The following is a 23,303-nucleotide window of genomic DNA, read 5'->3' on the forward strand; positions in this document are numbered from 1 at the left end:
CCCCTCGGGGTGAAGGTGAAGGCGAGGAAGACGTGGATGTCTTCCGCGGGCGTGAGTGAGCGGGGAGTCGTCATGCGCCATTGCCCCCACCGGCGATCAGGCCGGGGGCGCGATGACCCCCAACAGTGCCCGCGCGCACAGGTCCCGAACCTGCTCCCGCGACAACTCGTCCCCCCGCAGCCATTCCAGACAGACGGCCGTGGTGAACGCCAGCCAGCCGCGTACCGCCAGCCGTACGTCGGGGCGCTCCTCGAAGAGCGGGCCGAACTCGGGGTCGGCGCCGAGGGCGGCCAGGATCTGCTTCTCCTGCGCCGCCAGCGCGCGCTGGTAGACCCGGCGCACGCTCTGGTCGCCGGCCGCGTCCGCGCGGTGGAAGGCGCGGTAGCCGTGCGCATGGGTCTCGACATACTCCAGGTAGGCGTCGAGCCCCGCGGCGAGCTGCTCGCGCGCCGGGACGCCGGGCACGGCGGACGTCATGCGCAACATCCGCTCGCTCTCGCGCTCCACGACCGCCGCGAAGAAGTCCCGCTTGGTCGGGAAGTAGTGGTAGAGCAGGCCTCGGGAGACGCCCGCTATCTCGGCGACCTGCTCGATCCAGACCTCGTCGTACGGGCTCTCCGAGAACAGTCGCGCCCCGACGGACAGGAGCTGCTCCCGGCGCTCCCCGGTGCTGAGTCGGCGCCGGGTGCGCTGCCCCTCGTTCGCGGCCATGGCGGCACTTTACTTGACGTCTGTTCAATTGCGGGACCAGACTGGACGCCGCTATTGAACCCACGTACAACACGCTCGACGTGCCGCTGGATCAAGGGAGATCGCGCCATGGCGGAGATGACGGAGATGACGGCGCCGTCGGCGGGCAACGACCTGCCGAAAGGGTTCCGCAGCGCCGAGCAGGGCTGGCCCGAGCTGCACCGCATCCCGCATCCACCGCACCGGCTGCCCCTGGTCGGCGACATCCTCGGCGCGAGCCGGCGCACTCCCCTCCAGGACTCGATGCGGTTCGCCCGGCAGCTGGGGCCGATCTTCCGGCGCCGGGCGTTCGACAGGGAGTTCGTGTTCGTGTGGGGGGCCGAGCTCGCGGCCGACATGGCGGACGAGGCCCGCTTCGCCAAGCATGTCGGGCTGGGGGTGGCCAATCTGCGGCCGGTTGTCGGGGACGCCCTGTTCACCGCGTACAACCACGAGCCCAACTGGCAGCGGGCGCACGACGTCCTGGCCCCGGGCTTCAGCCGGGAGGCGATGGCGGCCTACCACCCGATGATGCTCGACGTGGCCGGGCGGCTCACCGACCACTGGGACCGCGCGCTGGTGGCGGGACGGGCGGTGGACGTGCCCGGCGACATGACCCGGCTGACCCTGGAGACGATCGCGCGCACCGGTTTCGGGCACGACTTCGGCTCCTTCGAACGCTCCCGGCCGCATCCCTTCGTCACCGCCATGGTGGGCACGCTCAGCTACGCACAGCGACTCAACACGGTGCCCGCGCCGCTCACATCGCTGCTGCTGCGGCGGGCGGGCCGACGCAACGCCGCCGACATCGCCTACCTCAACCGCACGGTCGACGACCTCGTACGGGCCCGGCGCTCGGCGAGCGGGGACGGGAACGGGGACCTGCTTGACCGGATGCTCCAGACCGCCCACCCGGAGACCGGGGAGCGGCTGTCGCCGGAGAACGTGCGCCGCCAGGTCATCACGTTCCTCGTCGCGGGCCACGAGACGACCTCGGGGGCGCTCTCCTTCGCCCTGCACTACCTCTCCCGGCACCCCGACGTCGCGGCCCGCGCCCGCGCCGAGGTGGACCGCGTGTGGGGCGACACGGCGGTGCCCGGGTACGAGCAGGTGGCCAGGCTTCGATACGTACGCCGGGTGCTCGACGAGGCGCTGCGGCTGTGGCCGACGGCGCCCGCCTTCGCCCGGGAGGCCCGGCGGGACACGGTGCTCGCCGGGGAGCACCCCGTCCGGCGGGGCGCGTGGGCGCTGGTGCTGACGGCGATGCTGCACCGTGATCCCGAGGTGTGGGGCCCGGACGCCGAGCGGTTCGACCCCGACCGCTTCGACGCCAAGGCCGTACGCGCCCGTGCCCCGCACTCCTTCAAGCCGTTCGGAACCGGGGCGCGGGCCTGCATCGGGCGCCAGTTCGCGCTGCACGAGGCCACGCTCGTGCTCGGGCTGCTGCTGCGCCGCTACGAGCTGCGGCCCGACCCGGACTACCGGCTGCGGGTGGCCGAACGGCTGACGCTGATGCCGGAGGGGCTGCGGCTGCACCTGGAGCGGCGCACCACCGCCCCGGCGAAGGCCGATTCGCTTACGGAAGAGGCTCCGTCAGAGCCGCGCTGTCCAGTGCACGGGGCGGGCGACTGAGTCCGGCAGCCGGGTGCCGGCGCTGCCGCGGGCCGCGTTGAGCTGCGGCTGGGTCAGGAAGAACGCGCCGGTCAGATCGGCGTCCGAGAGGTCGGCGTCGCGCAGGTCCGCGCCGATGAGGTCCGCACCCCGCAGGTCGGCGCCGGTGAGGTCGGCGGCGATCAGATAGGCGCCGCGCAGATTCGCGCCGCGCAGGTCCGCGCCCTTGAGGCGGGCGCCCATCAGATCCGCGCCCCGCCGGTCCTTCTTGCGGCCGCGCGTGCCCGCCCGGACCAGTTCACTGGTCTTGAGGAGGAGCACATTGACCTCCTGCCGGTGGGCGCCCACGTCCAGCGCGGCCAGTTCCCCGGGGGTCTGCCGGGTGAGTTGTTCCGTCTCGGCGAGGGTCCGGCGCAGATCCGCGTGGAGGGGGCGGGCCGCGGGCAGGGTGAGCGCCTCGGTCAGGTACCAGAGCAACTCGTGCAGCTGCCGGACGACCGGGAAGACGTCGAGCATACGGCGGGCGTGCTGCGGCGGCCCGTCGCGCCAGTCCTGTCCGGCGAAGGTGATCTGCGAGACCTTCTGTCCCGCACCGAAGCAGTCGTAGACCGTGCAGCCGTTGAAGCCCTTCTGGCGCAGCCGCGCGTGGATGCCGCAGCGGTGGTCGCCCTGGAGGTTCGGGCAGGGCTTCCCCGCGTCCTTGTCGATGGCGAAGTCGGCCGAGGCCGCGAAGGGCAGGGCGACACAGCACAGCCCGAAGCACTGCTCGCAGTCCCCGCGCAGGTCGGCCCGGTCGGCTTTCTGATCTGGCATGACGCCCAGACTATGACGCCCGGTCCACCGACGCGGCGACCCGCCCCCAGACCATGGACGAAACGATCGGTGCCGTCTCCCGCACCCCGCGTCCGAGGGACCCTAGGACCGCCGCCCTGGAGGTCCCGCACGACGCGTCACGGCACTCGACCGGCCGCGCCCTCACCGGGACGGGAAAACTCACCGATGAGTTTCCGGCTCTGTGGGTGTCTCCTCATCCAACGGAAAACAAGCTCGGCTACCAAGGAGACAGGAGCCGGCCGCGGCAGGGGCCGACGGATCGAGGAGAGACGTCATGTGCAGTCACCAGACCCCGTGTCCCACCGCGGACAGCCCGCACCACCACGCCGCCGTGATCGTGTCGGCCCACCCCGAGCAGGGCTGGAGCCTGCTGTGCAACGGCACCATCGTCTTCGACGACACCGGTGAACTCCTGCCCGACGGAAGGGTCGTGGGCCCGCACCGCACCCTCGGCCCACTCGCCGTGGCCGCCTGAGGCCGGTCAGTCCGCCAGGTCGTCGAGGCCGAGGCGGTCGAGCCGCTCCGGGTCGGACAGGATGTACATGCCGGTGATCAGGCCGTCGGAGACGGTCACGGCCATGACCGCCAGCGGCGCGCCCTGCGGCACCGTGACGACCCCCACCGAGCCGTTGACCAGCACGAGCCGGGCGAAGCCCGCGAACTGCCCGAACATCGCCGCCTGTTCGGCCACCGGCTTCGCCCCGTGGACCACCTTGGACGCGGCCGCGCCGCGCACCAGCGCACCCGAGTCCGCGCGCAGCACCACGTCCGGGTGCAGGAGGGCGAGCAGCCCTTCGAAGTCCCCGCCGCGCGAGGCAGCGAGGAAGGCCTCCAGGACCTCGCGCTGCCGTCCGAGATCGGGCTCGGTGGACGGCGTGGCGCCCTTCACCCGGCGCCGGGCGCGGCTGGCCAGTTGCCGGGTCGCGGCCGGGCTGCGTTCCACGATCAGCGCGATGTCGTCGAACGGCACCGCGAACATGTCGTGCAGTACGAACGCGAGCCGCTCGGCGGGTTCCAGGGTCTCCAGCACCACGAGGAGCGCGAGGCCCACCGAGTCGGCCTGGAGCACCTCCGCCTCCGGGTCGATCTGTGCCAGGGGACTGATCACGGGGTCGGGCACAAAGGTGTCGAGGGCGTCGAACCCGCCCGCGCCGGTCTCCATCGGCTGCTCGCGGCGCGCGGTGCGCGAGCGCAGCATGTCCAGGCAGACCCGGCCGATCACGGTGGTCAGCCAGCCGCCGAGGTTGCGGATGCCGCTCGCGTCGGTGCGGCCCAGCTTCAGCCAGGTCTCCTGCACGGCGTCCTCGGCCTCGGCGAGTGAGCCGAGCATCCTGTAGGCCACGGCCTTCAGGTGCCCGCGCTGCTCCTCGAACCGGTCCGCCAGCAGTTCCGTGTCGTTCATCGCGTCCCCCTATCTGCTGAACAGTTCGAACGCCACGGCCGGCGTTGCCGCCGAAGCGCTCCCCCATGGACTTCGACACGCCGGTCAGGAAGCCCCGTGCGTACAACTCGGGCTCCAGGGTGTCATGCCCGCCTCGCCTCGGATCGCCAGGACATGGGCGACCTCGCGGCCCGCGTCGGTCCAGGCGACGACGGCCGAGCAGCCGTACTCCAGGTCGTCCGGGTGCGCCACGACGGCCAGGGCGCGCCGCCGGTCGTCGGGCATCGGCAGGAGCTCGTCGGCTCGGTCATGCCCGCAGACTAGCTGGCACCTCCGACATCAGACCTCGTCGCGCGTCAGAGCCAGCAGCCGGTCCAGTACCCGGGGGCCGCCGGCCCGGACGCCGTCGTGCTCGAACTCGTCGGTGACCCAGGTGCGCAGGCCCCGGACGGAGCGGGCGGTCTCGAGGGAGTGGGCCGTGTCGACGTACATGTCGTCGTGGTAGACGGCCGCCGCGACCGGCACCTCGTTGGCGGCCAGGCGCGCCGGGTCGTACAGGGGCTGCCAGTCGGTGCGGGCGGCGAGCAGTTCGGCGGTCTCTCGCAGGGGACGCAGTGCCGGGTCGCAGTCGAACATCCAGGGGTGGACGGACTCGCCGGTGAACAGCAGCGGCCCGTCGCCCGTGAGCGTCTTCGCCGCGTCGAACTGCGGAAACTCGCCGCGGACGCGTTCGGCCGACCAGGCGGTGGGGCGGCCGTCCTGGCCGTAGATCGCCTCGTGGACCAGGGCGTACAGGGGGTGACCGGCGTACGAGAGCAGGCCCTGGACCTCCTCCTGGAAGGCGTCGGACAGCTCCAGGCCCCGCGGGGTGCGGACGAAGGCCTGTTCCAGGAGGAAGTGCAGGCGGTGGCTGCCCTCGCTGCCGCCGAGGAGGATGCCCAGGGACTGGAAGGCCTCGACGGTGAGCCGGTAGCCGCCCGGGAGGACCACCTCGTGCTGGAGGAGGTGGTCGGCGATGCGGCGGGCGCGTTCGACGTCCTGCGGGTAGCGGGTGTAGTGCGCGGTGACCTTGCGCTCGATGCGCGGGTAGGCGGCCCGGTAGACGTCGTCGGCATGGGCGTTGAGGGAGGGCAGGCCGCCGGTCAGCACGGCTGCCGCGAGGCCTTCGGGGGCCGTGGACAGATACGTCACCGTGCAGAAGCCGCCGAAGCTCTGGCCGAGGACGGTCCAGGGGTCGCCGCCGGTGACCTGTGGGCGGATCGCCTCGCAGTCCCGGACGATCGAGTCGGCGCGGAAGCGGGCGAGGTAGTCGGCCTGCTCTGCGGGCCCGCCGCGCAGCGGGAGCGTCTGGCGGTTGGCGGGCGTGGAGTGGCCGGTGCCGCGCTGGTCCAGGAGGAGGACGCGGTACTCCTTCAGGGCACGGCCGAGCCAGGCCTGCCTGCCGACGAAGCGGTTGGCGCCGAAGCCGGGGCCGCCCTGGAGGTAGACCAGCCACGGCAGGTCCTGGCGAGCCTTGTCGCTCGCGACGACCTCACGGCCGTAGAGCCGGATGGTTTCTCCGGCCGGGTCGTCGTGGTCGAGGGGCACGGTGAACTGGCGGTCGGTGAGGACGACACCGGGCTGGCGGTAGCTGACGGTCAACTGGGCTCCCCCTACGGACGGACTGTGCCGTCCCAGTTCAGCACACCCGCGGCTGCCTGACCCGACCGGGGATCATCAACAGCTACTGAACGGCGGCTCAGCGCCCGGGCAGGCTTGAGCTGCGCACGACCAGCTCGGGCTGGAGCACCACGCGCCGGTGCTCGTGGGCCTTGCATCCGCCCTCCGTCTCCGTCTCCGTCTCCTCGAGGAGCAGCTCGGCCGCGAGCGCGCCCAGGGTGACGGCGGGCTGCCGTACGGAGGTGAGCGGGACGGCCGCGGCGGCCGCGAACTCGATGTCGTCGTAGCCGACGATGGCGAGGTCGTCGGGGACGCCGACGCCTGCCGCGTACATGGCCTGGAGGACACCGAGGGCGAGCAGGTCGTTGGCGCAGAACACGGCGGTCGGCCGGTCGGCGAGGCCGAGGAGGCGGGCGCCCGCGTCCCGCCCGGCGGCGACGTCGAGCCGCTCGGTGGGCAGCTCGCGCAGGCACTCCGAGCTGAGGCCCGCCTCGGTGAGGGCGTTCAGGGCGCCGGTGCGGCGGTCGCGCACCTGGTTCAGGCCGGGCGGGCCGCTGACGTAGGCGATGGAGCGGTGCCCGGCGTCGACGAGATGGCGTACGGCCAGCGCGCCGCCCGCCACGTCGTCGACGGAGACCGAGCACTCGGTGGTGCCCTCCGCCACCCGGTCGACCAGGACGAAGGGGATGTTGTGCCGGCGGAAGGTCTCGATGTTGCGTCCGGTGGCGTCGGCCGGGGTGAGCAGCACGCCCCGCACGCGCTGCTCGGCGAAGAGCGAAAGGTACTCGGCCTCCTCGCTCGGGTTCTGCGCGCTGTTGCAGACCATCACGCCGAGCCCCGCGTCGCGGGCGGCCCGCTCGGCACCGCGCGCGACGTCCACGAAGAAGGGGTTGCCCATGTCGAGGACGAGCAGCCCCATGATCCGGCTGCGCCCCGCGCGCAACTGGCGGGCGGACTCGCTGCGGACGTAGCCGAGCCGGTCGATCGCGGACAGCACGCGTGCCCGGGTCTCGCCGGCGACCGTCTCCGGACGGTTGATGACGTTCGAGACCGTGCCGACGGAGACTCCGGCGGCGCGGGCGACGTCCTTGATACCCACCGTATGGGCCATCTGGCGGGGACCTCCAGGGGAACGAGGGGCGGCGGGAAGGCCTTCACATTACCGTCATGACCGGGGCGGACGTGTCCGGTCAGGCCGGCAGCGCGAAGTCGACGACGTGGAGCGCCGAGGGGGTCGTACCGGTCGACTTCTCCTGGTACATGAACGACAGGACGTTGTCCTCCTTGACGCGCGACTCGTCGATGACGACCTCGCCGAAGGCGTTCAGACCGCTGCCGTCGTACAGCAGCGCCCAGTCGGTGTACCCGGACGCCTTCGAGGCGCCGGCGATCCGGCCGTAGGGGAGGACCGCGTAGGCGTTGTCGTACTTGTCCAGGACCAGTTTGGTGCGCTGGCTGGAGTTCAGTACGACGGGGATCTCCGTCTTCTGCCAGGTGCCCGAGGAGTTCTTGCGGAGGTGGAAGGCGCGGCCGTTGGCGGTGCGGTCGGTGACGTAGTTCGTGGTGCACTGGCCGAAGCGGCCGGGGACGTAGCTGATGATCGCGTGCGGGAGGCCGGCGGAGTCGGTGGACTGGCTCTCCTGGTTCATCAGGGAGTGGTCGGGGTCGAGCGGGTCGACCACCAGGCCGCTGTCGGTGACCGTGACCTTGTCCGAGCCGCCGGTGGTGGCGACGACGGTGCCCGCGTCGGTGCGCCAGGTGCGCCCCCGGTCGGTGGAGTACACGTATCCGGTGTCGTGGTTGGTGATGCCGCCGCTGCTGCACATCACGGCGCCGTTCTGCTCGCGCCAGGTGAAGAAGGCGTGCAGTCGGCCGTTGACGTCGTAGTCGATGCCGTGGAGGTACATGTTGCGGGCCGTGCTGGAGCCGTGCTCGCTGGTGTAGGTGCCGGTGGAGCTGGTCCACTCCCCCAGCGCCGTCCAGGTCGAGCCGTCGTACTCCGCGAGGGCGTTGCGGCCGTTGCCGGAGATGCCGACGCGGTAGCTCAGTTGGAGCTTGCCCTCGGGGGTGGCGACGAACTGCGGGTAGGTGAACTGCGAGGTGAGCGTCAGCCCGTCGAGGGTCGTCTGTACGGCGCCGAAGGCCGAGGCGGTCCAGGGCGTGGACGCCGGGTTGTCGAGGAGGCCCGCGGCCGACTTCACGTAGAAGAAGCCGTCGCTGTGCGAGTCCATGTCGAGGTGCAGCCGGCCGTCCACCTTGGAGACGCCCATGGAGATGACGTTGTGCGAGTCGTCGCTCTTGAGCTGGTGGGAGAGGGTGACCGTGGACCAGTTGGTGGCGCCGAGGGCCCGGCGCGCGACGACCGCGTTGCGGGTCGAGGCGTACCAGGCCGCGTACTGGTAGCCCTTGTAGGTGAGCAGGCCGTTCTTCTGGAACGCGTTGTTGTTGACCAGGCCGTCGTAGGAGACGAAGAAGACCGCCTGGGCGTCGAGTCGGGTCGTGCTCTTCTCGGTGACCGAGGGACCGGGCGTGGCCGCCCGTGCCGTGCCCGGGGCGGCCACGGCGGCGGCCAGGGCGGTCGCCGGAACCGTGCGTCTTCTCATGGGGGCTCCGGATCAGGAGAGATGGAAGACTTCCGTCAGGGGTTTCATCGCCTCGTCGGGTCTGGCGCCGTCCAGCGACTCGAAGAACGGCGCCATCTCCGCCTGCCAACGGGCGTTGACGTCGGTGGCCTCCATGCCGGCCTGGGCGGCGGCGAAGTCCTCGGTCTCCAGGTAGCCGACGAGCAGGCCGTCGTCACGCAGGAAGAGCGAGTAGTTGTGCCAGCCGGTGGCGGAGAGCGCCTCGAGCATCTCCGGCCACACGGCGGCGTGCCGCTCGCGGTACTCGTCGAGGCGGTCCGCCCGGACCTTCAGCAGGAAGCACACGCGCTGCATCGACAGCCCTCCGGTGTCAGGGGATTCGGGATCAGGAGTTCGGGGTCAGGGGCGTCGGGATCAGGGGTTCGGGGGATCAGAAGTCGAACTGGTCGATGTTCTTCGCGTCGAACACGGTCGGCTTGCCGAGGCTGATCACGCCGTCCTTGCCGATGGTGTACGAGCCCATGTCGCCGGCCTTGAAGGTCTCGCCCTCCTTGCCGGTGATCTGCCCGGAGGACAGGGCGACGGCGGTGCGCGCGGCGAGCTCGCCCAGCTTGGCCGGGTCCCACAGCTCGAAGCCCTCGACGGTGCCGTTCTTGACGTAGGTGCGCATGTCGTTGGGGGTGCCGAGGCCCGTCAGCTTGACCTTGCCCTTGTACTTGGAGCCGGAGAGGTACTGGGCGGCGGCCTTGATGCCGACGGTGGTCGGGGAGATGATCCCCTTCAGGTTCGGGTACTGCTGGAGGAGGCCCTGGGTCTGCTGGAAGGACTGCTGGGCGTCGTCGTTGCCGTAGGCGACCTTGACCAGCTTCATGTCCTTGTACTTCGGGTCCTTCAGCTCCTCCTTCATGTAGTCGATCCAGGTGTTCTGGTTCGTCGCGGTCTGCGCGGCGGAGAGGATCGCGATCTCGCCCTTGTAGTCGAGCTGTTCGGCGAGCAGCTGCACCTCGGTGCGGCCCAGGTCCTCGGCGCTCGCCTGGGAGACGAATGCGTTGCGGCAGTCGGTCTTGGTGTCGGAGTCGTAGGTGACGACCTTGATCTTGTTGCTCATGGCCTGCTTGAGCGCGGTGCACAGGGCGCCGGGGTCCTGCGCGGAGACGGCGATCGCGTCGACCTGCTGCTGCGTGAGGGTGTTGACGTAGGAGACCTGGCCGGAGGTGTCGGTGGCGCTGGACGGGCCGACCTCCTTGTAGCTGGAGCCCAGCTCCTTCAGAGCCGCCTCGCCGCCCTTGTCGGCGGAGGTGAAGTAGGGGTTGTTGACCTGCTTGGGCAGGAAGCCGACCGTCAGGCCCTTCTTGGTGGCCGCGTTCGGATCGGCCGTACCGCCCGTGGCGGCCGAGCCGCTGTCACTGCTGACGTCGTTCTTGGTGGTGCCGCCGCAGGCGGTGGCGGCCAGAGCGAGGGAGGTGACGGCGGCGAGGGCCGCACAGGTACGGCGGATCGACGACTTGCGCATGGCGACAGTCCTTTACGAGGGTGAGCGGAGCGGATGACGGGGCGGACGCGGGTGAGAGTTACGACGTCGGAGTCGAGGCGGCTCTGCGTCCGGCCCTGGCGTCGGAGATCTGGCGCGCGACCCGGGGGCCGAGCACGGAGACGACGAGCAGGACGCCGGTGACGACGATCTGGGACTGGGCGGAAACGTTCAGCAGGCTCATGACGTTCTGCAGGGCGCCGAGCAGGAAGACGCCGGCGATGGCGCCGCCGAGGGTGCCCTTGCCGCCGTCGAAGTCGATGCCGCCGAGCAACACCGCGGCGACGACGGACAGTTCGAGTCCGGTGGCGTTGTCGTAGCGGGCGCTGGCGTAGTGCAGGGCCCAGAAGATGCCGGTGAGGGAGGCCATCAGGCCGGTCACCGTGAACAGGACCAGCTTCTCGCGCTTGACGCGGATGCCGGCGAACCGGGCGGCCTCCTCGCTGGCGCCGATGGCGAACAGCGAGCGTCCGAACGGGGTGGCGTGCAGTGCCACGACGGCGATCGCCAGCAGGACGAGGAAGGGCAGGAAGGCCTGCGGGAGGAAGGTGTCCCCCAGGCGTCCGGCCGCGAAGTCCAGGTACTGGGTGGGGAAGTCGGTGACCGCGTCGGAGCCGAGCACGATCTGTGCGATGCCCCGGTAGGCGGCGAGCGTGCCGATGGTGACGGCGAGAGAGGGCAGCCCGAGCCGGGTCACGAGGAGGCCGTTGATCAGTCCGCAGACCACGCCGAGCAGCAGGCACAGCGGGATGATCGTCTCGATGGCCATGCCCTGGTTCCACAGGGCACCCATCACCGAGCCGGACAGCCCGGCCGTGGACGCCACCGACAGGTCGATCTCGCCGGCGACGACGAGCAGGGTCATGGGCAGCGCGATCAGCGCGATCGGCAGGGTGTTGCCGATCAGGAACGACAGGTTCAGCGCGTTGCCGAAGCCGTCGACGAAGCCGAAGGAGAACAGCAGGACAACGATGAGCAGGGCGCCGACGACCGTGTCCCAGCGGACGGCGCGCGTCAAGGACTCAGGCATGACGGGCGTTCCTCTTCTTCAGGGCCAGGGCCACGCGCAGCGCGACGATCCGGTCGACCGCGATGGCGAGGAGGAGCAGGATGCCGTTGATGGCGAGCACCCAGACGGAGCTGACGCCGAGGGCGGGCAGCACGCTGTTGATGGAGGTCAGCAGCAGCGCGCCGAGCGCGGCGCCGTAGACGCTGCCGGAGCCGCCGGTGAAGACCACGCCGCCGACCACGACCGCGCTGACGACGGTGAGTTCGTAGCCGTTGCCGGTGCCCGAGTCGACGTTGCCGAACCGCGCCAGATACATCGCCCCCGCAAGGCCCGCGAGGCCACCGCAGAAGGTGTACGCGGCCAGGATCCGCTTACGGACCGGGATGCCGGCGAGGCGGGCGGCCTCCGGGTTGGAGCCGAGGGCATACAGCTCGCGTCCGCTGCCGAAGTGCTTGAGGTAGTACGCCGTGCCCACGAGGACGGCGAGGGCGATCAGCGCGAGATAGGGCACGGCGGAGATGCCGCCGGAGCCGAAGTCGACGAAGGAGCCGGGCAGGTCGGCCGCGGTGATCTGGCGGGAGCCGACCCAGATGGAGTCGATGCCGCGGATGATGTACAGCGTGCCGAGGGTGACCACCAGGGCCGGCACCTGCCCGAGGCTGACCAGCAGCCCGTTCAGCAGGCCGAAGCCGATGCCGAGCAGAACCGCCAGGACGACCGCCACGACCGGGTTTCCGCCGCCCTGGAGATAGATACCGGCGGCGAAGGCGCTGATGCCGAGGGTGGAGCCGACCGACAGGTCGACGTTGCGGGTGATGACCACCAGCGACTGGCCGGTGGCGACCAGCACCAGGATCGTCGCGTTCAGCAGCAGGTCCTTGATGCCCTGCTCGGACAGGAACTCGCTGTTGCCCGCCTGGGTGACAGCGATCATCACCAGGAAGACGACCAGGATGGCCAGTTCACGCATCTTGAAGACGCGGTCGACCAGCCGGGTGCCGCTGGACTTGGGTACCTCGCCGGCGGGGGCGGGGTTGGGCGCGATCACCGTCATGCGGCGGCCCTCCCCGTGGCTGCGGCCATCACGGTTTCCTCGGTGGCGTCGGTGCGGGGGATCTCGGCGGTGAGCCGGCCCTCGTGCATCACCAGCACGCGGTCGGCCATGCCGAGGATCTCGGGCAGGTCGGAAGAGATCATCAGGACGGCCACCCCGTCGGCGGCCAGCTCGCTCAGCAGCCGGTGAACCTCGGCCTTGGTACCGACGTCGATACCACGGGTCGGCTCGTCGACGATGAGCACCTTCGGACCGGTGGCCAGCCACTTGGCCAGGACGACCTTCTGCTGGTTGCCACCGGACAACGTGTTGACCGTGTCGGCGATGCGGGCGTACTTCACCTGGAGCCTGACCGCCCAGTCCAGCGACCGGCTGCGCTCGGCGCCCCGGTCCACGAGACCGGCCTTCACCGTGGTCCGCAGCCCGGTCAGGCCGATGTTGCGCTCGATGGACATGTCCATCACCAGGCCCTGGGCCCGCCGGTCCTCCGGAACCAGCGCCAGCCCCGCCGACATCGCGGTCGAGGGCGCGCCGCTGGTCAGCGGACGGCCGTCCACGGAGACCTCGCCGGCGTCCCAGCGGTCGATGCCGAACACCGCCCGCGCCACCTCCGTACGCCCGGCCCCGACCAGCCCGGCCAGCCCGACGATCTCGCCGCGCCGCACCTCGAAGGAGACATCCGTGAAGACACCCTCGCGCGTCAGCCGGCGGACGCTGAGAGCCACCTCGCCCGGCTCGACGTCCTGCTTGGGGTAGAGCTCGTCGAGATCGCGCCCGACCATCCGCCGTACGAGATCGTCCTCGGTCATGCCCTCGATCGGCTCGCTGGCGATCCAGGCGCCGTCGCGCAACGTGGTCACCCGCCGGCAGATCTGGAAGATCTCCTCCAGCCGGTGCGAGATGAACAGCACCGCCGCGCCCTGTTCGCGCAGGGTACGCACGACGCCGAAGAGACGGGCGACCTCGCTGCCGGTGAGGGCCGCGGTCGGCTCGTCCATGATCAGGACCCGGGCGTCGAAGGAGAGCGCCTTGGCGATCTCCACGATCTGCTGGTCGGCGATGGACAGGCCGCGCGCCGGGCGGTCGGGGTCGAGGTCGACGCCCAGGCGCTTCATCAGGGCGGCGGTCGCCGCATGGGTGGCCTTGTGGTCGATCCGGCCCAGCGCCCGCCGCGGCTGGCGGCCCATGAAAATGTTCTCCGCTATCGACAGATCGGGAAAGAGCGTGGGCTCCTGGTAGATCACGGCGATGCCGGCGTCACGCGCGTCGCCGGGCCCGTGGAAGACCACGGGCCCGCCGTCGAGCAGCACCTGGCCGGCGTCCGGTCGGTGCACCCCGGCGAGTGTCTTGATGAGGGTCGACTTGCCCGCGCCGTTCTCACCGGCGAGAGCGTGCACCTCACCGGGGAACAGCTCCAGGGAGACGCCCCGCAGAGCGCGTACGGCGCCGAAGGACTTGGCGATGTCCTTCAGTGCCAGCACCGGGGCCGGTCCCGTGTCGGACGGGTGGGTCATTGGGGGCTCCTCGACAACGCCGACGGGGCGTACCTCACGGCGTCGTGAAAGGTTTCAACTGGGTTGCCGGGACGGTAGACAGGTACGCCATGTCACGTCAATGGGTCTGTGTCGAAAAAATTTCGATAATCAAAGGTCACATCCGAGTCACGGACAGGCGGCCCCGCCGCAGGGGTTGACACCCGTTCAGAGGCCTCATAGCTTCCCTGTCTGAATCGTTTCATTGAGAAGTCATTCCATCCCGACGTCACAGGAGCCCTGCAGTGACCGACCTTGCCGCGGTGAAGGCCGCGCTCAAGACCCAGGCCGTCGAGACGCCGTCGTGGGCGTACGGGAACTCGGGGACCCGTTTCAAGGTGTTCGCCCAGCAGGGCGTGCCGCGCGATCCGTGGGAGAAGCTGGACGACGCGGCGCAGGTGCACGCCTTCACCGGTGTGGCCCCGACCGTGGCGCTGCACATTCCGTGGGACAGGGTGGAGGACTACGCCGCCCTGGCCAAGCATGCCGAGGAGCGGGGGGTGAAGCTGGGGGCGATCAACTCCAACACCTTCCAGGACGATGACTACAAGCTGGGCAGCATCTGCCACCCGGATGCGGCGGTGCGGCGCAAGGCCGTCGATCATCTGCTGGAGTGCGTCCGCATCATGGACGCCACCGGCTCGCAGGACCTGAAGCTGTGGTTCGCGGACGGCACGAACTACCCCGGTCAGGACGACATCCGCGAGCGGCAGGACCGGCTGGCCGAGGGGCTCGCCGAGGTGTACGAGCGACTCGGGGACGGGCAGCGGATGCTGCTGGAGTACAAGTTCTTCGAGCCGGCCTTCTACACGACCGACGTGCCGGACTGGGGCACGGCCTACGCGCACTGCCTCAAGCTGGGGCCGAAGGCGCAGGTCGTGGTCGACACCGGGCACCACGCGCCGGGCACCAACATCGAGTTCATCGTCGCCACGCTGCTGCGGGAGGGCAAGCTCGGCGGGTTCGACTTCAACTCGCGCTTCTACGCCGACGACGACCTGATGGTGGGCGCGGCGGATCCGTTCCAGCTGTTCCGGATCATGTACGAGGTGGTGCGCGGGGGCGGGTTCACCTCCGACGTCGCGTTCATGCTCGACCAGTGCCACAACATCGAGGCGAAGATCCCGGCGATCATCCGCTCCGTGATGAACGTGCAGGAGGCGACCGCGAAGGCGCTGCTGGTCGACCGGGAGGCGCTGGCCGTCGCGCAGGCCTCCGGCGATGTGCTCGGCGCGAACGCGGTGGTGATGGATGCATACAACACCGACGTGCGGCCGTTGCTGCGAGAGGTGCGGGAAGAGATCGGGATCGACCCGGATCCGATCGCCGCGTATGCCCGGTCCGGGTGGGCTCAGAAGATCGTCACTGAGCGGGTCGGCGGGGAGCAGGCCGGCTGGGGGGCGTAAGCGCCTGCCGGCTCCTCTTCTCTCTTTCTGTACTCACCCACGTTCAAGAAGTTAGGAAAAGACAGTCATGGCACCGCATCCCGAAGCCGCCGCGCTCCTGGCCCGCTCCCGTCGGCTCGGCGCTGATCCTCGTAACACCAACTACGCCGGTGGCAACGCGTCCGCGAAGGGCACCGACACCGATCCCGTCACCGGTGGCGACGTCGAGCTGATGTGGGTGAAGGGATCCGGTGGCGACCTGGGCACGCTCACCGAGGCCGGGCTGGCCGTGCTGCGGCTGGACCGCATGCGGGCGCTCACCGACGTCTACCCGGGTGTCGAGCACGAGGACGAGATGGTCGCCGCGTTCGACTACTGCCTGCACGGCAAGGGCGGCGCGGCGCCCTCCATCGACACCGCCATGCACGGCCTCGTCGACGCCGCCCACGTCGACCATCTGCACCCCGACTCCGGCATCGCGCTCGCCTGCGCCGCCGACGGGGAGAAGCTGACCGCCGAATGCTTCGGGAACCGTGTGGTGTGGGTGCCCTGGCGGCGCCCCGGCTTCCAGCTCGGCCTGGACATCGCCGCCGTCAAGGCCGCCAACCCCCAGGCCATCGGCTGCGTCCTGGGCGGACACGGCATCACCGCCTGGGGCGACACCTCCGAGGAGTGCGAACGCAACTCGCTGCACATCATCCGCACCGCCGAGCAGTTCCTCGCCGAGCGCGGCAGGCCGGAACCCTTCGGCCCCGCCATCGCCGGCTACGAGGCGCTGCCCGAGGCCGAGCGGCGCGAACGGGCCGCCGCGCTCGCACCGTACGTGCGTGCCGTCGCCTCCCAGGACAAGCCGCAGGTCGGACACTTCACCGACTCCGAACCCGTCCTGGACTTCCTCGCGCGTGCCGAGCACCCCCGCCTCGCCGCACTGGGCACCTCCTGCCCCGACCACTTCCTGCGCACCAAGGTGCGGCCCCTGGTCCTGGACCTGCCGCCCACCGCCCCGCTCGAGGAAGCGGTCGCACGGCTGAAGGAACTGCACGCCGCCTACCGCGAGGAGTACGCCGCCTACTACCAGCGGCACGCCCAGCCCGACTCCCCCGCCATGCGCGGCGCCGACCCGGCCATCGTGCTCGTCCCGGGCGTCGGCATGTTCTCCTTCGGCAAGGACAAGCAGACCGCCCGCGTCGCCGGCGAGTTCTACATCAACGCGATCAACGTCATGCACGGCGCCGAGGCGGTCTCCACCTACGCACCGATCGAGGAGTCGGAGAAGTTCCGCATCGAGTACTGGGCCCTGGAAGAGGCCAAGCTCCAGCGGATGCCGAAGCCGAAGCCGCTCGCGACCCGGGTGGCCCTGGTCACCGGCGCCGGCAGCGGGATCGGCAAGGCCATCGCCCACCGGCTGGTCGCCGAGGGTGCCTGCGTCGTCGTCGCCGACCTCAACACCGACAACGCCGCCGCCGTCGCCGAGGAACTGGGCGGGCCGGACAAGGCCGTCGCCGTGACCGTCGACGTCACCTCCGAGGAGCAGATCGCCGACGCCTTCAAGGCCGCCGCGCTCGCCTTCGGCGGGGTCGACCTCGTCGTCAACAACGCCGGAATCTCCATCTCCAAGCCGCTCCTGGAGACCTCCGCGAAGGACTGGGACCTCCAGCACGACATCATGGCCCGCGGCTCCTTCCTCGTCTCCCGCGAGGCGGCCCGGGTGATGATCGCCCAGGAACTGGGCGGCGACATCGTCTACATCGCGTCCAAGAACGCCGTCTTCGCCGGCCCCAACAACATCGCCTACTCCGCCACCAAGGCCGACCAGGCCCACCAGGTGCGGCTCCTGGCCGCCGAGCTCGGCGAACACGGCATCCGCGTCAACGGCGTCAACCCCGACGGAGTCGTACGCGGATCCGGGATCTTCGCGGCCGGCTGGGGTGCCCAGCGGGCGGCCGTGTACGGCGTGGAGGAGGAGAAGCTGGGCGAGTTCTACGCGCAGCGGACGATCCTCAAGCGGGAGGTGCTCCCCGAGCACGTCGCGAACGCCGTCTTCGCCCTCACCGGCGGCGAGCTCACCCACACCACCGGGCTGCACGTCCCCGTCGACGCGGGTGTCGCGGCCGCCTTCCTGCGATGAGCGCCGCCGTGAAATCTTCCACCCTGAAGTCGTACGCCGCGGTCGACCTCGGCGCGTCCAGCGGGCGCGTCATGGTCGGCCGCGTGAGCCCCGACAGCCTCGAGCTGGCCGAGGCGCACCGCTTCCCCAACCGGCCGGTCCGGGTTCCGGAGGGGCTGCGCTGGGACGTCCTCACGCTGTACGCGGGAGTGCTGGACGGACTACGGGCGGCCGGCGCCCACTGCGGTGGCCGGCTCGACTCCGTCGGCATCGACAGCTGGGCCGTGGACTACGGCCTGCTCGACACCGACGGAGCACTGCTCGGCAATCCGGTGCACTACCGCGACACCCGCACCGAGGGCATCGCGGAAAAGGTCTGGGCGACCCTCCCGGCCACCGAGCTGTACGCGGCGACCGGATTGCAGTACGCGCCCTTCAACACCCTGTACCAGCTGACGGCAGCCCGCGGGACGGCCCAGCTCGCCTCGGCGAAACGCCTGTTGCTCATCCCCGATCTGCTGACGTACTGGCTCACCGGCGAGCAGGGCACCGAGCTGACCAACGCCTCCACCACCCAGCTCATCGACCCCCGCACACGCGACTGGTCCTACGACGTCGCCGCCCGGCTTGGCATCGACCTGAGCCTGTTCGCACCGCTGCGCCGGCCAGGCGACCCGGCGGGCCTGCTGCGGCCGGACGTGCTGGAGGAAACGGGCCTGACCGGTCCCGTGCCGGTCACTGCGGTCGGCTCGCACGACACGGCCTCCGCCGTGGCCGGCGTCCCCGCCACCGGCGAACGGTTCGCGTACATCTGCACCGGCACCTGGTCCCTGGCCGGCCTCGAACTGGACGCGCCCGTCCTCAGCGAGGAGAGCCGCACCGCCAACTTCACCAACGAACTCGGCCTGGACGGCACGGTCCGCTATCTCCGCAACATCATGGGCCTGTGGCTGCTCCAGGAGTGCGTACGCGCCTGGGGCAACCCGGACCTCGGCGTACTGCTGCGCGAGGCAGCCGCGATCCCGACGCTGCGGTCCGTGGTGGACGCGGGAGACCCGGCGTTCCTCGCGCCCGGCCGGATGCCGGAACGGATCGCCGAGGCATGCCGCGACTCCGGCCAGCCCGTGCCTGAAACCCGGGCCGAGATCACACGCTGCATCCTCGACTCCCTCGCCCTCGCCCACCGCCGCGCCGTCGAGGACGCCCAGCGGCTGGCCGACCATCCCGTCGACGTCGTCCACATCGTCGGCGGCGGCACCCGCAACGCACTGCTCTGCCAGCTCACCGCCGACGCCTGCGGACTGCCCGTGATGGTCGGCCCTACGGAGGCCGCCGCCCTCGGCAACGTACTCGTCCAGGCCCGGGCGCACGAGCTCGTCGGTGACCTCACCGACATGCGGCGTCTTCTGGTTCGTACGCAGCCGCTGACGCGGTACGAGCCGCGGGGCGACACGGCACGGTGGCAGGAGGCGGAGGCCCGGCTCGTCGCGCGGTGAGCCGGGGGCTCCCCAAGGGCCAGCGCTGCCACTACCCTGCATTCATCCGATGATCAATGACTAGGAGCCGCGATGCGTGTCGCACTGTTCCTGACCTGTGTCAACGACACGCTCTATCCGGACACCGGTCGCGCCGTCGTGAAACTCCTGACCAGGCTGGGCGTCGACGTCGACTTCCCGATGGACCAGACGTGCTGCGGCCAGGCCCACTACAACACCGGCTACCGGCACGAGGCCGAGCCGCTCGCCCGTCACTTCTCCGATGTCTTCGGGGAGTACGAGGCGATCGTGACCCCGTCGGGGTCGTGCGGGGCGATGGTGCGGGAGCTGTATCCGCGGATGGGTGAACGGGCCCGGGCCGAGGGCCGCGGGGACGCCCTCGCCGCCGCCCTGGCGCCGGTGGTCCCGAAGACGTACGAGCTCACCGAGTTCCTGGTGGACGTGCTCGGGGTGACGGACGTCGGCGCGTACTACCCGCACACGGTGACGTACCACCCGACCTGCCACGGGCTGCGGAGCCTCGGGCTGGGCGATCGTCCCCGGCGGCTGCTCCAGGCCGTCAAGGGGCTGGAACTCGTCGAACTGCCGGGGGCGGAGGAGTGCTGCGGGTTCGGCGGCACCTTCGCGCTGAAGAACTCCGACGTCTCGGCGGCGATGGGCACGGACAAGGTGCGCAACGCCGAGTCGACGGGCGCCGAGGTGCTGTGCGCGGCCGACAACTCCTGCCTCATGCACATCGGCGGAACCATGACCCGCCTCAAGGTGGGGATGCGGCCGCTGCACATCGCGGAGATCCTGGCCGGCACGGAGGAGGAGTCGGCGGCATGAGCGGCACGTTCGTAGGAATGCCGGCCTTCCCGAAGGCCGCGCACGAGGCGGTCGACAACCAGACCCTGCGCGGCAATCTGCGGCACGCCACCCACACCATCCGCGCCAAGCGGGCGAAGGCCGTGGCCGAGGTGTCCGACTGGGCGGAGCTGCGGGAGGCCGGGAAGCAGATCAAGGACCACACGCTGCGTCATCTCGACCGGTACCTGGTCCAGTTGGAGGAGTCGGTCACGGCGGCCGGCGGCATCGTTCACTGGGCCACCGACGCCGACGAGGCCAACCGGATCGTCACCCAACTGGTGAAGGCCACGGGCGAGTCGGAGGTCGTCAAGGTCAAGTCGATGGCCACGCAGGAGATCGGGCTCAACGAGGCGCTGGAGGCGGAGGGCATCCGGGCGTACGAGACCGATCTCGCCGAACTCATCGTGCAGTTGGGCAAGGACCGCCCCTCGCACATCCTCGTCCCCGCCATTCACCGCAACCGGGGCGAGATCCGCGACATCTTCGCCCGTGAGATGAGCGAGTGGGGCCGTCCCGCCCCCGAGGACCTGACCGACACGCCCGCCGAACTCGCCGAGGCGGCCCGCCTCCACCTCCGCGAGAAGTTCCTGCGCGCCAAGGTCGGCATCTCCGGCGCCAACTTCATGGTCGCCGAGACCGGCACGCTCGTGGTCGTCGAGTCCGAGGGCAACGGGCGGATGTGCCTGACCCTGCCCGAGACGCTGATCTCGGTCGTCGGCATCGAGAAGATCGTGCCGACCTGGCGGGACCTGGAGGTCTTTCTCCAGACCCTCCCCCGCTCCTCGACCGCCGAGCGCATGAACCCGTACACGTCGACGTGGACCGGTACGACGGACGGCGACGGGCCGAAGACCTTCCACCTGGTGCTGCTGGACAACGGCCGCACCGACACCCTCGCCGACGAGGTCGGCCGCCAGGCACTGCGCTGCATCCGCTGCTCGGCCTGCCTCAACGTGTGCCCGGTGTACGAGCGCGCGGGCGGCCACGCCTACGGATCGGTCTACCCGGGGCCGATCGGCGCCATCCTCAGCCCCCAGCTCCGGGGCACACAGAGCGAGATCGACGCCTCCCTCCCGTACGCCTCCTCGCTGTGCGGCGCCTGCTACGAGGTCTGCCCGGTCGCCATCGACATCCCCGAAGTCCTCGTGCACCTGCGGGAACGGGTCGTCGAGGGCGGCCAGGTGACGCGGGAGGGCAACAAGGTCGTACTGAAGCCGGCCAAGGGGCATGCCGCCGAGCGGGCGGCCATGCGGGCGGCGCGCTGGGCGTTCGACCGTCCGGGTGTCCTGCGTACCGGGCAGCGGCTCGCGTCACGCACCCGCCGTCTGCATCCGCGCTCCTTGCCGGGCCCCGGCAAGGCCTGGAGCGCGACCCGCGACCTCCCGCCGGTGCCCGCGGAACCGTTCCGTGACTGGTGGCAGCGCACGAACGGCGGAAAGGACAGTGCCAAGTGAGCAGCAGGGAACGGATCCTGGGCCGGGTGCGGCGCGCGCTCGCGGACGTACCACGGGATGACACCCCGTACGAGGACGCCGTAGCGCGCGACTATCTGCGGGAGCACGACGACCGCGGCGTCGAGGCGACGATGGACCTGCTGGCGGAGAACCTGGCGGACTATCGGGCGGTCGTGCATCGCGCCACCGACGAGGAGCTGCCGTACGTCATCATGCGGCTGCTCGCTGAGCGTGGGCCCCAGTACGTGCTCGTGCCTCCGGGACTCCCGCCGGAGTGGATGTCGGCCGCCGACCCCACCCGGGTCCACGACCGTGCCGTGAGCACGCCCCACGAACTGGACAAGGTGGCGAGCGTGGTCACCGGCTGCGCCGTCGCCATCGCCGAGACCGGCACGATCGTCCTCGACGGCGGACCGGACCAGGGGCGCCGCCGGATCACCCTGATCCCCGACCACCACATCTGCGTCGTCCGCGTCCCAGACCAGGTGGTCTCCTCCGTGCCCCAGGCCCTGGAGCGCCTCGACCCGGCCCGTCCGCTGACCTGGATCTCCGGGCCGTCGGCGACCAGCGACATCGAGCTGGACCGGGTCGAGGGGGTGCACGGTCCGCGCACCCTGGAGGTGGTACTGGTGAGCGGTCAGCCGAGGGCCGAGGCCACCTCGTAGGGACCGGACGGGAGCCGATAGGAGGCGACCCCGTTCTCGAAGCCCAGGTACTCGACGCCGGGTACCTGGGCCAGGGGTGTCGGAATCCAACAGAACTAACCGCCGGACGGTGGTCATCGAATAACCGCGACCCGCTTTCCCTTCATGCAAATTGAAACTTTTCAAAAGTGGAACTCGTAGTTCATGCACAGGGGGCGCAGCTGGTGAGCGGGCATCGGACGGCCCGGCTAGCGTGAGGGAATGATCCGGTTCGATCAGGTCACCAAGCGTTACCCGGACGGAACGACGGCCGTGGACGACCTCTCCTTCGAGGTGTCCGAGGGTGAACTCGTCACGCTCGTGGGACCGTCCGGCTGCGGCAAGACGACGACCATGATGATGGTCAACCGGCTGATCGAGCCGACGTCGGGCCGGATCTTCGTGGACGGTGAGGACGTCGCCGCGGTCGACCCGGTGCGGCTGCGCCGCCGGATCGGCTACGTCATCCAGCAGGTGGGCCTCTTCCCGCACCGCACCGTGCTGGACAACACGGCCACCGTACCGGCGCTGGTCGGCTGGAAGAGGGCGAAGGCGCGGGCGCGGGCGGCCGAGCTGCTGTCGCTGGTCGGTCTGGATCCGAAGACGTACGGACCGCGCTATCCGCACCAGCTGTCGGGCGGTCAGCGGCAGCGGGTCGGCGTGGCACGGGCGCTCGCCGCCGACCCGCCGGTGCTGCTGATGGACGAGCCGTTCGGCGCGGTCGACCCGGTGGTGCGGGAGCAGTTGCAGGACGAGTTCCTGCGGATGCAGGCCACGGTGCGCAAGACGGTGCTGCTGGTCACGCACGACATCGAGGAGGCGGTCCGGCTCGGCGACCGTATCGCCGTGTACGGGCAGGGGCGCATCGAGCAGTTCGACACGCCGGGTGCGGTGCTCGGGGCACCCGCCACGCCGTACGTCGCCGAGTTCGTGGGCGCCGACCGGGGGCTGAAACGCCTGTCGGTGACCGAGATCGAGCCCGACGACCTCCAGCAGCCGCCCGTCGCCCGCCCCGACGAGCCGGCCGAGCGGGCGGCGCACCGGCTACGCACGGAGGGCACCCGCTGGGCCGTCGTCCTGGACGCACACGGCGACCTGCACGGCTGGGTCGGTATCGACGATCTCGCGGCGGGCGGCTCGGTCGGTGACCACGCTCACCGCATGAACGCCTGGGTGCCGGTGGGCGCGCCGCTGAAGCAGGCGTTCGGCGTGCTGCTCCAGCACGACGCCGGCTGGGTCGCGGTCCTGGACGGCGCCCGCCTCCTGGGCGTCCTCACCCCGGCGAAACTGCACGAGGCACTGCGCCGCTCGGTGGACGCGGACGCGCGGGGCGTGTCGCGGGGACAGGTGGCGTTCGACTCGGTCGCCGACGCATAGTTCGCCGACGCGGTACCGGTGTGACCGCCC

Annotated in this window: 20 protein-coding genes and 1 pseudogene; 9 read left to right on the forward strand and 12 right to left on the reverse strand. The window is 70.7% G+C overall.

Going from position 1 to position 23,303, the window contains the following annotated elements; translation table 11 throughout:
• Positions 1–96 precede the first annotated feature (96 nt).
• A complete protein-coding gene (locus tag ACFY16_RS34720; RefSeq protein WP_390651210.1) occupies positions 97–711 on the reverse strand; it encodes a TetR/AcrR family transcriptional regulator in 615 nt (204 codons plus the stop codon).
• Positions 712–819: 108 nt separating this feature from the next.
• Between ACFY16_RS34720 and ACFY16_RS34725 the strand changes: the two genes are divergently transcribed.
• A complete protein-coding gene (locus tag ACFY16_RS34725; protein ID WP_390651211.1) occupies positions 820–2,361 on the forward strand; it encodes a cytochrome P450 in 1,542 nt (513 codons plus the stop codon).
• Here ACFY16_RS34725 and ACFY16_RS34730 read toward each other — a convergent pair.
• On the reverse strand, positions 2,323–3,153 hold the full coding sequence (locus tag ACFY16_RS34730; RefSeq protein ID WP_390651212.1) for a pentapeptide repeat-containing protein: 831 nt from the start codon (positions 3,151–3,153) through the stop codon (positions 2,323–2,325). The genes ACFY16_RS34725 and ACFY16_RS34730 overlap by 39 nt on opposite strands.
• Positions 3,154–3,448: 295 nt before the next feature.
• Between ACFY16_RS34730 and ACFY16_RS34735 the strand changes: the two genes are divergently transcribed.
• Complete coding sequence (locus tag ACFY16_RS34735) at positions 3,449–3,649, forward strand: DUF5999 family protein (RefSeq protein ID WP_390651213.1); 201 nt, start codon at positions 3,449–3,451, stop codon at positions 3,647–3,649.
• A gap of 6 nt (positions 3,650–3,655) precedes the next feature.
• Here the strand turns inward: ACFY16_RS34735 and ACFY16_RS34740 are convergent, their stop codons facing one another.
• From ACFY16_RS34740 to ACFY16_RS34785, 10 genes and pseudogenes are all read right to left on the reverse strand, one after another.
• A complete protein-coding gene (locus tag ACFY16_RS34740) occupies positions 3,656–4,576 on the reverse strand; it encodes a sigma-70 family RNA polymerase sigma factor (RefSeq protein ID WP_390651214.1) in 921 nt (306 codons plus the stop codon).
• Positions 4,577–4,681: 105 nt separating this feature from the next.
• A pseudogene (locus tag ACFY16_RS34745) lies at positions 4,682–4,840 on the reverse strand (PIG-L family deacetylase); the annotation flags it as partial.
• Between the two features lie 54 nt (positions 4,841–4,894).
• Positions 4,895–6,196: an alpha/beta fold hydrolase gene (locus ACFY16_RS34750; protein ID WP_390651215.1), complete on the reverse strand. Its 1,302-nt coding sequence runs from the start codon at positions 6,194–6,196 to the stop codon at positions 4,895–4,897.
• A gap of 97 nt (positions 6,197–6,293) precedes the next feature.
• Positions 6,294–7,325, reverse strand: a complete 1,032-nt coding sequence (locus tag ACFY16_RS34755; RefSeq protein ID WP_390651216.1) for a LacI family DNA-binding transcriptional regulator — start codon at positions 7,323–7,325, stop codon at positions 6,294–6,296.
• Positions 7,326–7,404: 79 nt separating this feature from the next.
• Positions 7,405–8,817: a BNR repeat-containing protein gene (locus ACFY16_RS34760; RefSeq protein WP_390651217.1), complete on the reverse strand. Its 1,413-nt coding sequence runs from the start codon at positions 8,815–8,817 to the stop codon at positions 7,405–7,407.
• A 12-nt stretch (positions 8,818–8,829) separates the two neighbouring features.
• Entirely contained in the window at positions 8,830–9,150 is a 321-nt protein-coding gene (locus tag ACFY16_RS34765) for an L-rhamnose mutarotase (RefSeq protein ID WP_390651218.1), read from the reverse strand.
• 76 nt (positions 9,151–9,226) lie between these two features.
• The gene (gene rhaS, locus ACFY16_RS34770; RefSeq protein ID WP_390651219.1) at positions 9,227–10,309 is read right to left on the reverse strand and encodes a rhamnose ABC transporter substrate-binding protein; all 1,083 of its coding nucleotides are present in this window, start codon (positions 10,307–10,309) and stop codon (positions 9,227–9,229) included.
• Positions 10,310–10,367: 58 nt separating this feature from the next.
• Positions 10,368–11,357, reverse strand: a complete 990-nt coding sequence (locus tag ACFY16_RS34775; protein WP_390651220.1) for an ABC transporter permease — start codon at positions 11,355–11,357, stop codon at positions 10,368–10,370.
• Positions 11,350–12,390, reverse strand: a complete 1,041-nt coding sequence (locus ACFY16_RS34780) for an ABC transporter permease (protein ID WP_390651221.1) — start codon at positions 12,388–12,390, stop codon at positions 11,350–11,352. The genes ACFY16_RS34775 and ACFY16_RS34780 overlap by 8 nt, the downstream gene beginning before the upstream one ends.
• Positions 12,387–13,904: a sugar ABC transporter ATP-binding protein gene (locus ACFY16_RS34785; RefSeq protein WP_390651222.1), complete on the reverse strand. Its 1,518-nt coding sequence runs from the start codon at positions 13,902–13,904 to the stop codon at positions 12,387–12,389. Before ACFY16_RS34785 ends, ACFY16_RS34780 begins: the two co-directional genes overlap by 4 nt.
• Positions 13,905–14,167: 263 nt before the next feature.
• Here ACFY16_RS34785 and rhaI point away from each other — a divergent pair, with 263 nt between their 5' ends.
• The 7 genes from rhaI to ACFY16_RS34820 all read left to right on the forward strand — a co-directional run bounded on the left by rhaI (position 14,168) and on the right by ACFY16_RS34820 (position 23,273).
• Positions 14,168–15,328 (forward strand): L-rhamnose isomerase, encoded by a 1,161-nt coding sequence (gene rhaI, locus ACFY16_RS34790; RefSeq protein ID WP_390651223.1) that lies wholly within the window; start codon positions 14,168–14,170, stop codon positions 15,326–15,328.
• 67 nt (positions 15,329–15,395) lie between these two features.
• Positions 15,396–17,435: a bifunctional aldolase/short-chain dehydrogenase gene (locus tag ACFY16_RS34795; RefSeq protein ID WP_390651224.1), complete on the forward strand. Its 2,040-nt coding sequence runs from the start codon at positions 15,396–15,398 to the stop codon at positions 17,433–17,435.
• A complete protein-coding gene (locus tag ACFY16_RS34800; protein ID WP_390651225.1) occupies positions 17,432–18,910 on the forward strand; it encodes a rhamnulokinase family protein in 1,479 nt (492 codons plus the stop codon). The genes ACFY16_RS34795 and ACFY16_RS34800 overlap by 4 nt, the downstream gene beginning before the upstream one ends.
• A 72-nt stretch (positions 18,911–18,982) precedes the next feature.
• On the forward strand, positions 18,983–19,738 hold the full coding sequence (locus ACFY16_RS34805) for a (Fe-S)-binding protein (RefSeq protein ID WP_390651226.1): 756 nt from the start codon (positions 18,983–18,985) through the stop codon (positions 19,736–19,738).
• Positions 19,735–21,213, forward strand: a complete 1,479-nt coding sequence (locus ACFY16_RS34810; protein ID WP_390651227.1) for a LutB/LldF family L-lactate oxidation iron-sulfur protein — start codon at positions 19,735–19,737, stop codon at positions 21,211–21,213. Before ACFY16_RS34805 ends, ACFY16_RS34810 begins: the two co-directional genes overlap by 4 nt.
• Positions 21,210–21,878 (forward strand): lactate utilization protein C, encoded by a 669-nt coding sequence (locus ACFY16_RS34815; RefSeq protein WP_390651228.1) that lies wholly within the window; start codon positions 21,210–21,212, stop codon positions 21,876–21,878. Before ACFY16_RS34810 ends, ACFY16_RS34815 begins: the two co-directional genes overlap by 4 nt.
• Before the next feature lie 240 nt (positions 21,879–22,118).
• Positions 22,119–23,273 (forward strand): betaine/proline/choline family ABC transporter ATP-binding protein, encoded by a 1,155-nt coding sequence (locus ACFY16_RS34820; RefSeq protein ID WP_390651229.1) that lies wholly within the window; start codon positions 22,119–22,121, stop codon positions 23,271–23,273.
• Positions 23,274–23,303: the final 30 nt, after the last annotated feature.

This window comes from Streptomyces sp. NPDC001315 (genome assembly GCF_042896175.1).
Lineage (GTDB): Bacteria > Actinomycetota > Actinomycetes > Streptomycetales > Streptomycetaceae > Streptomyces.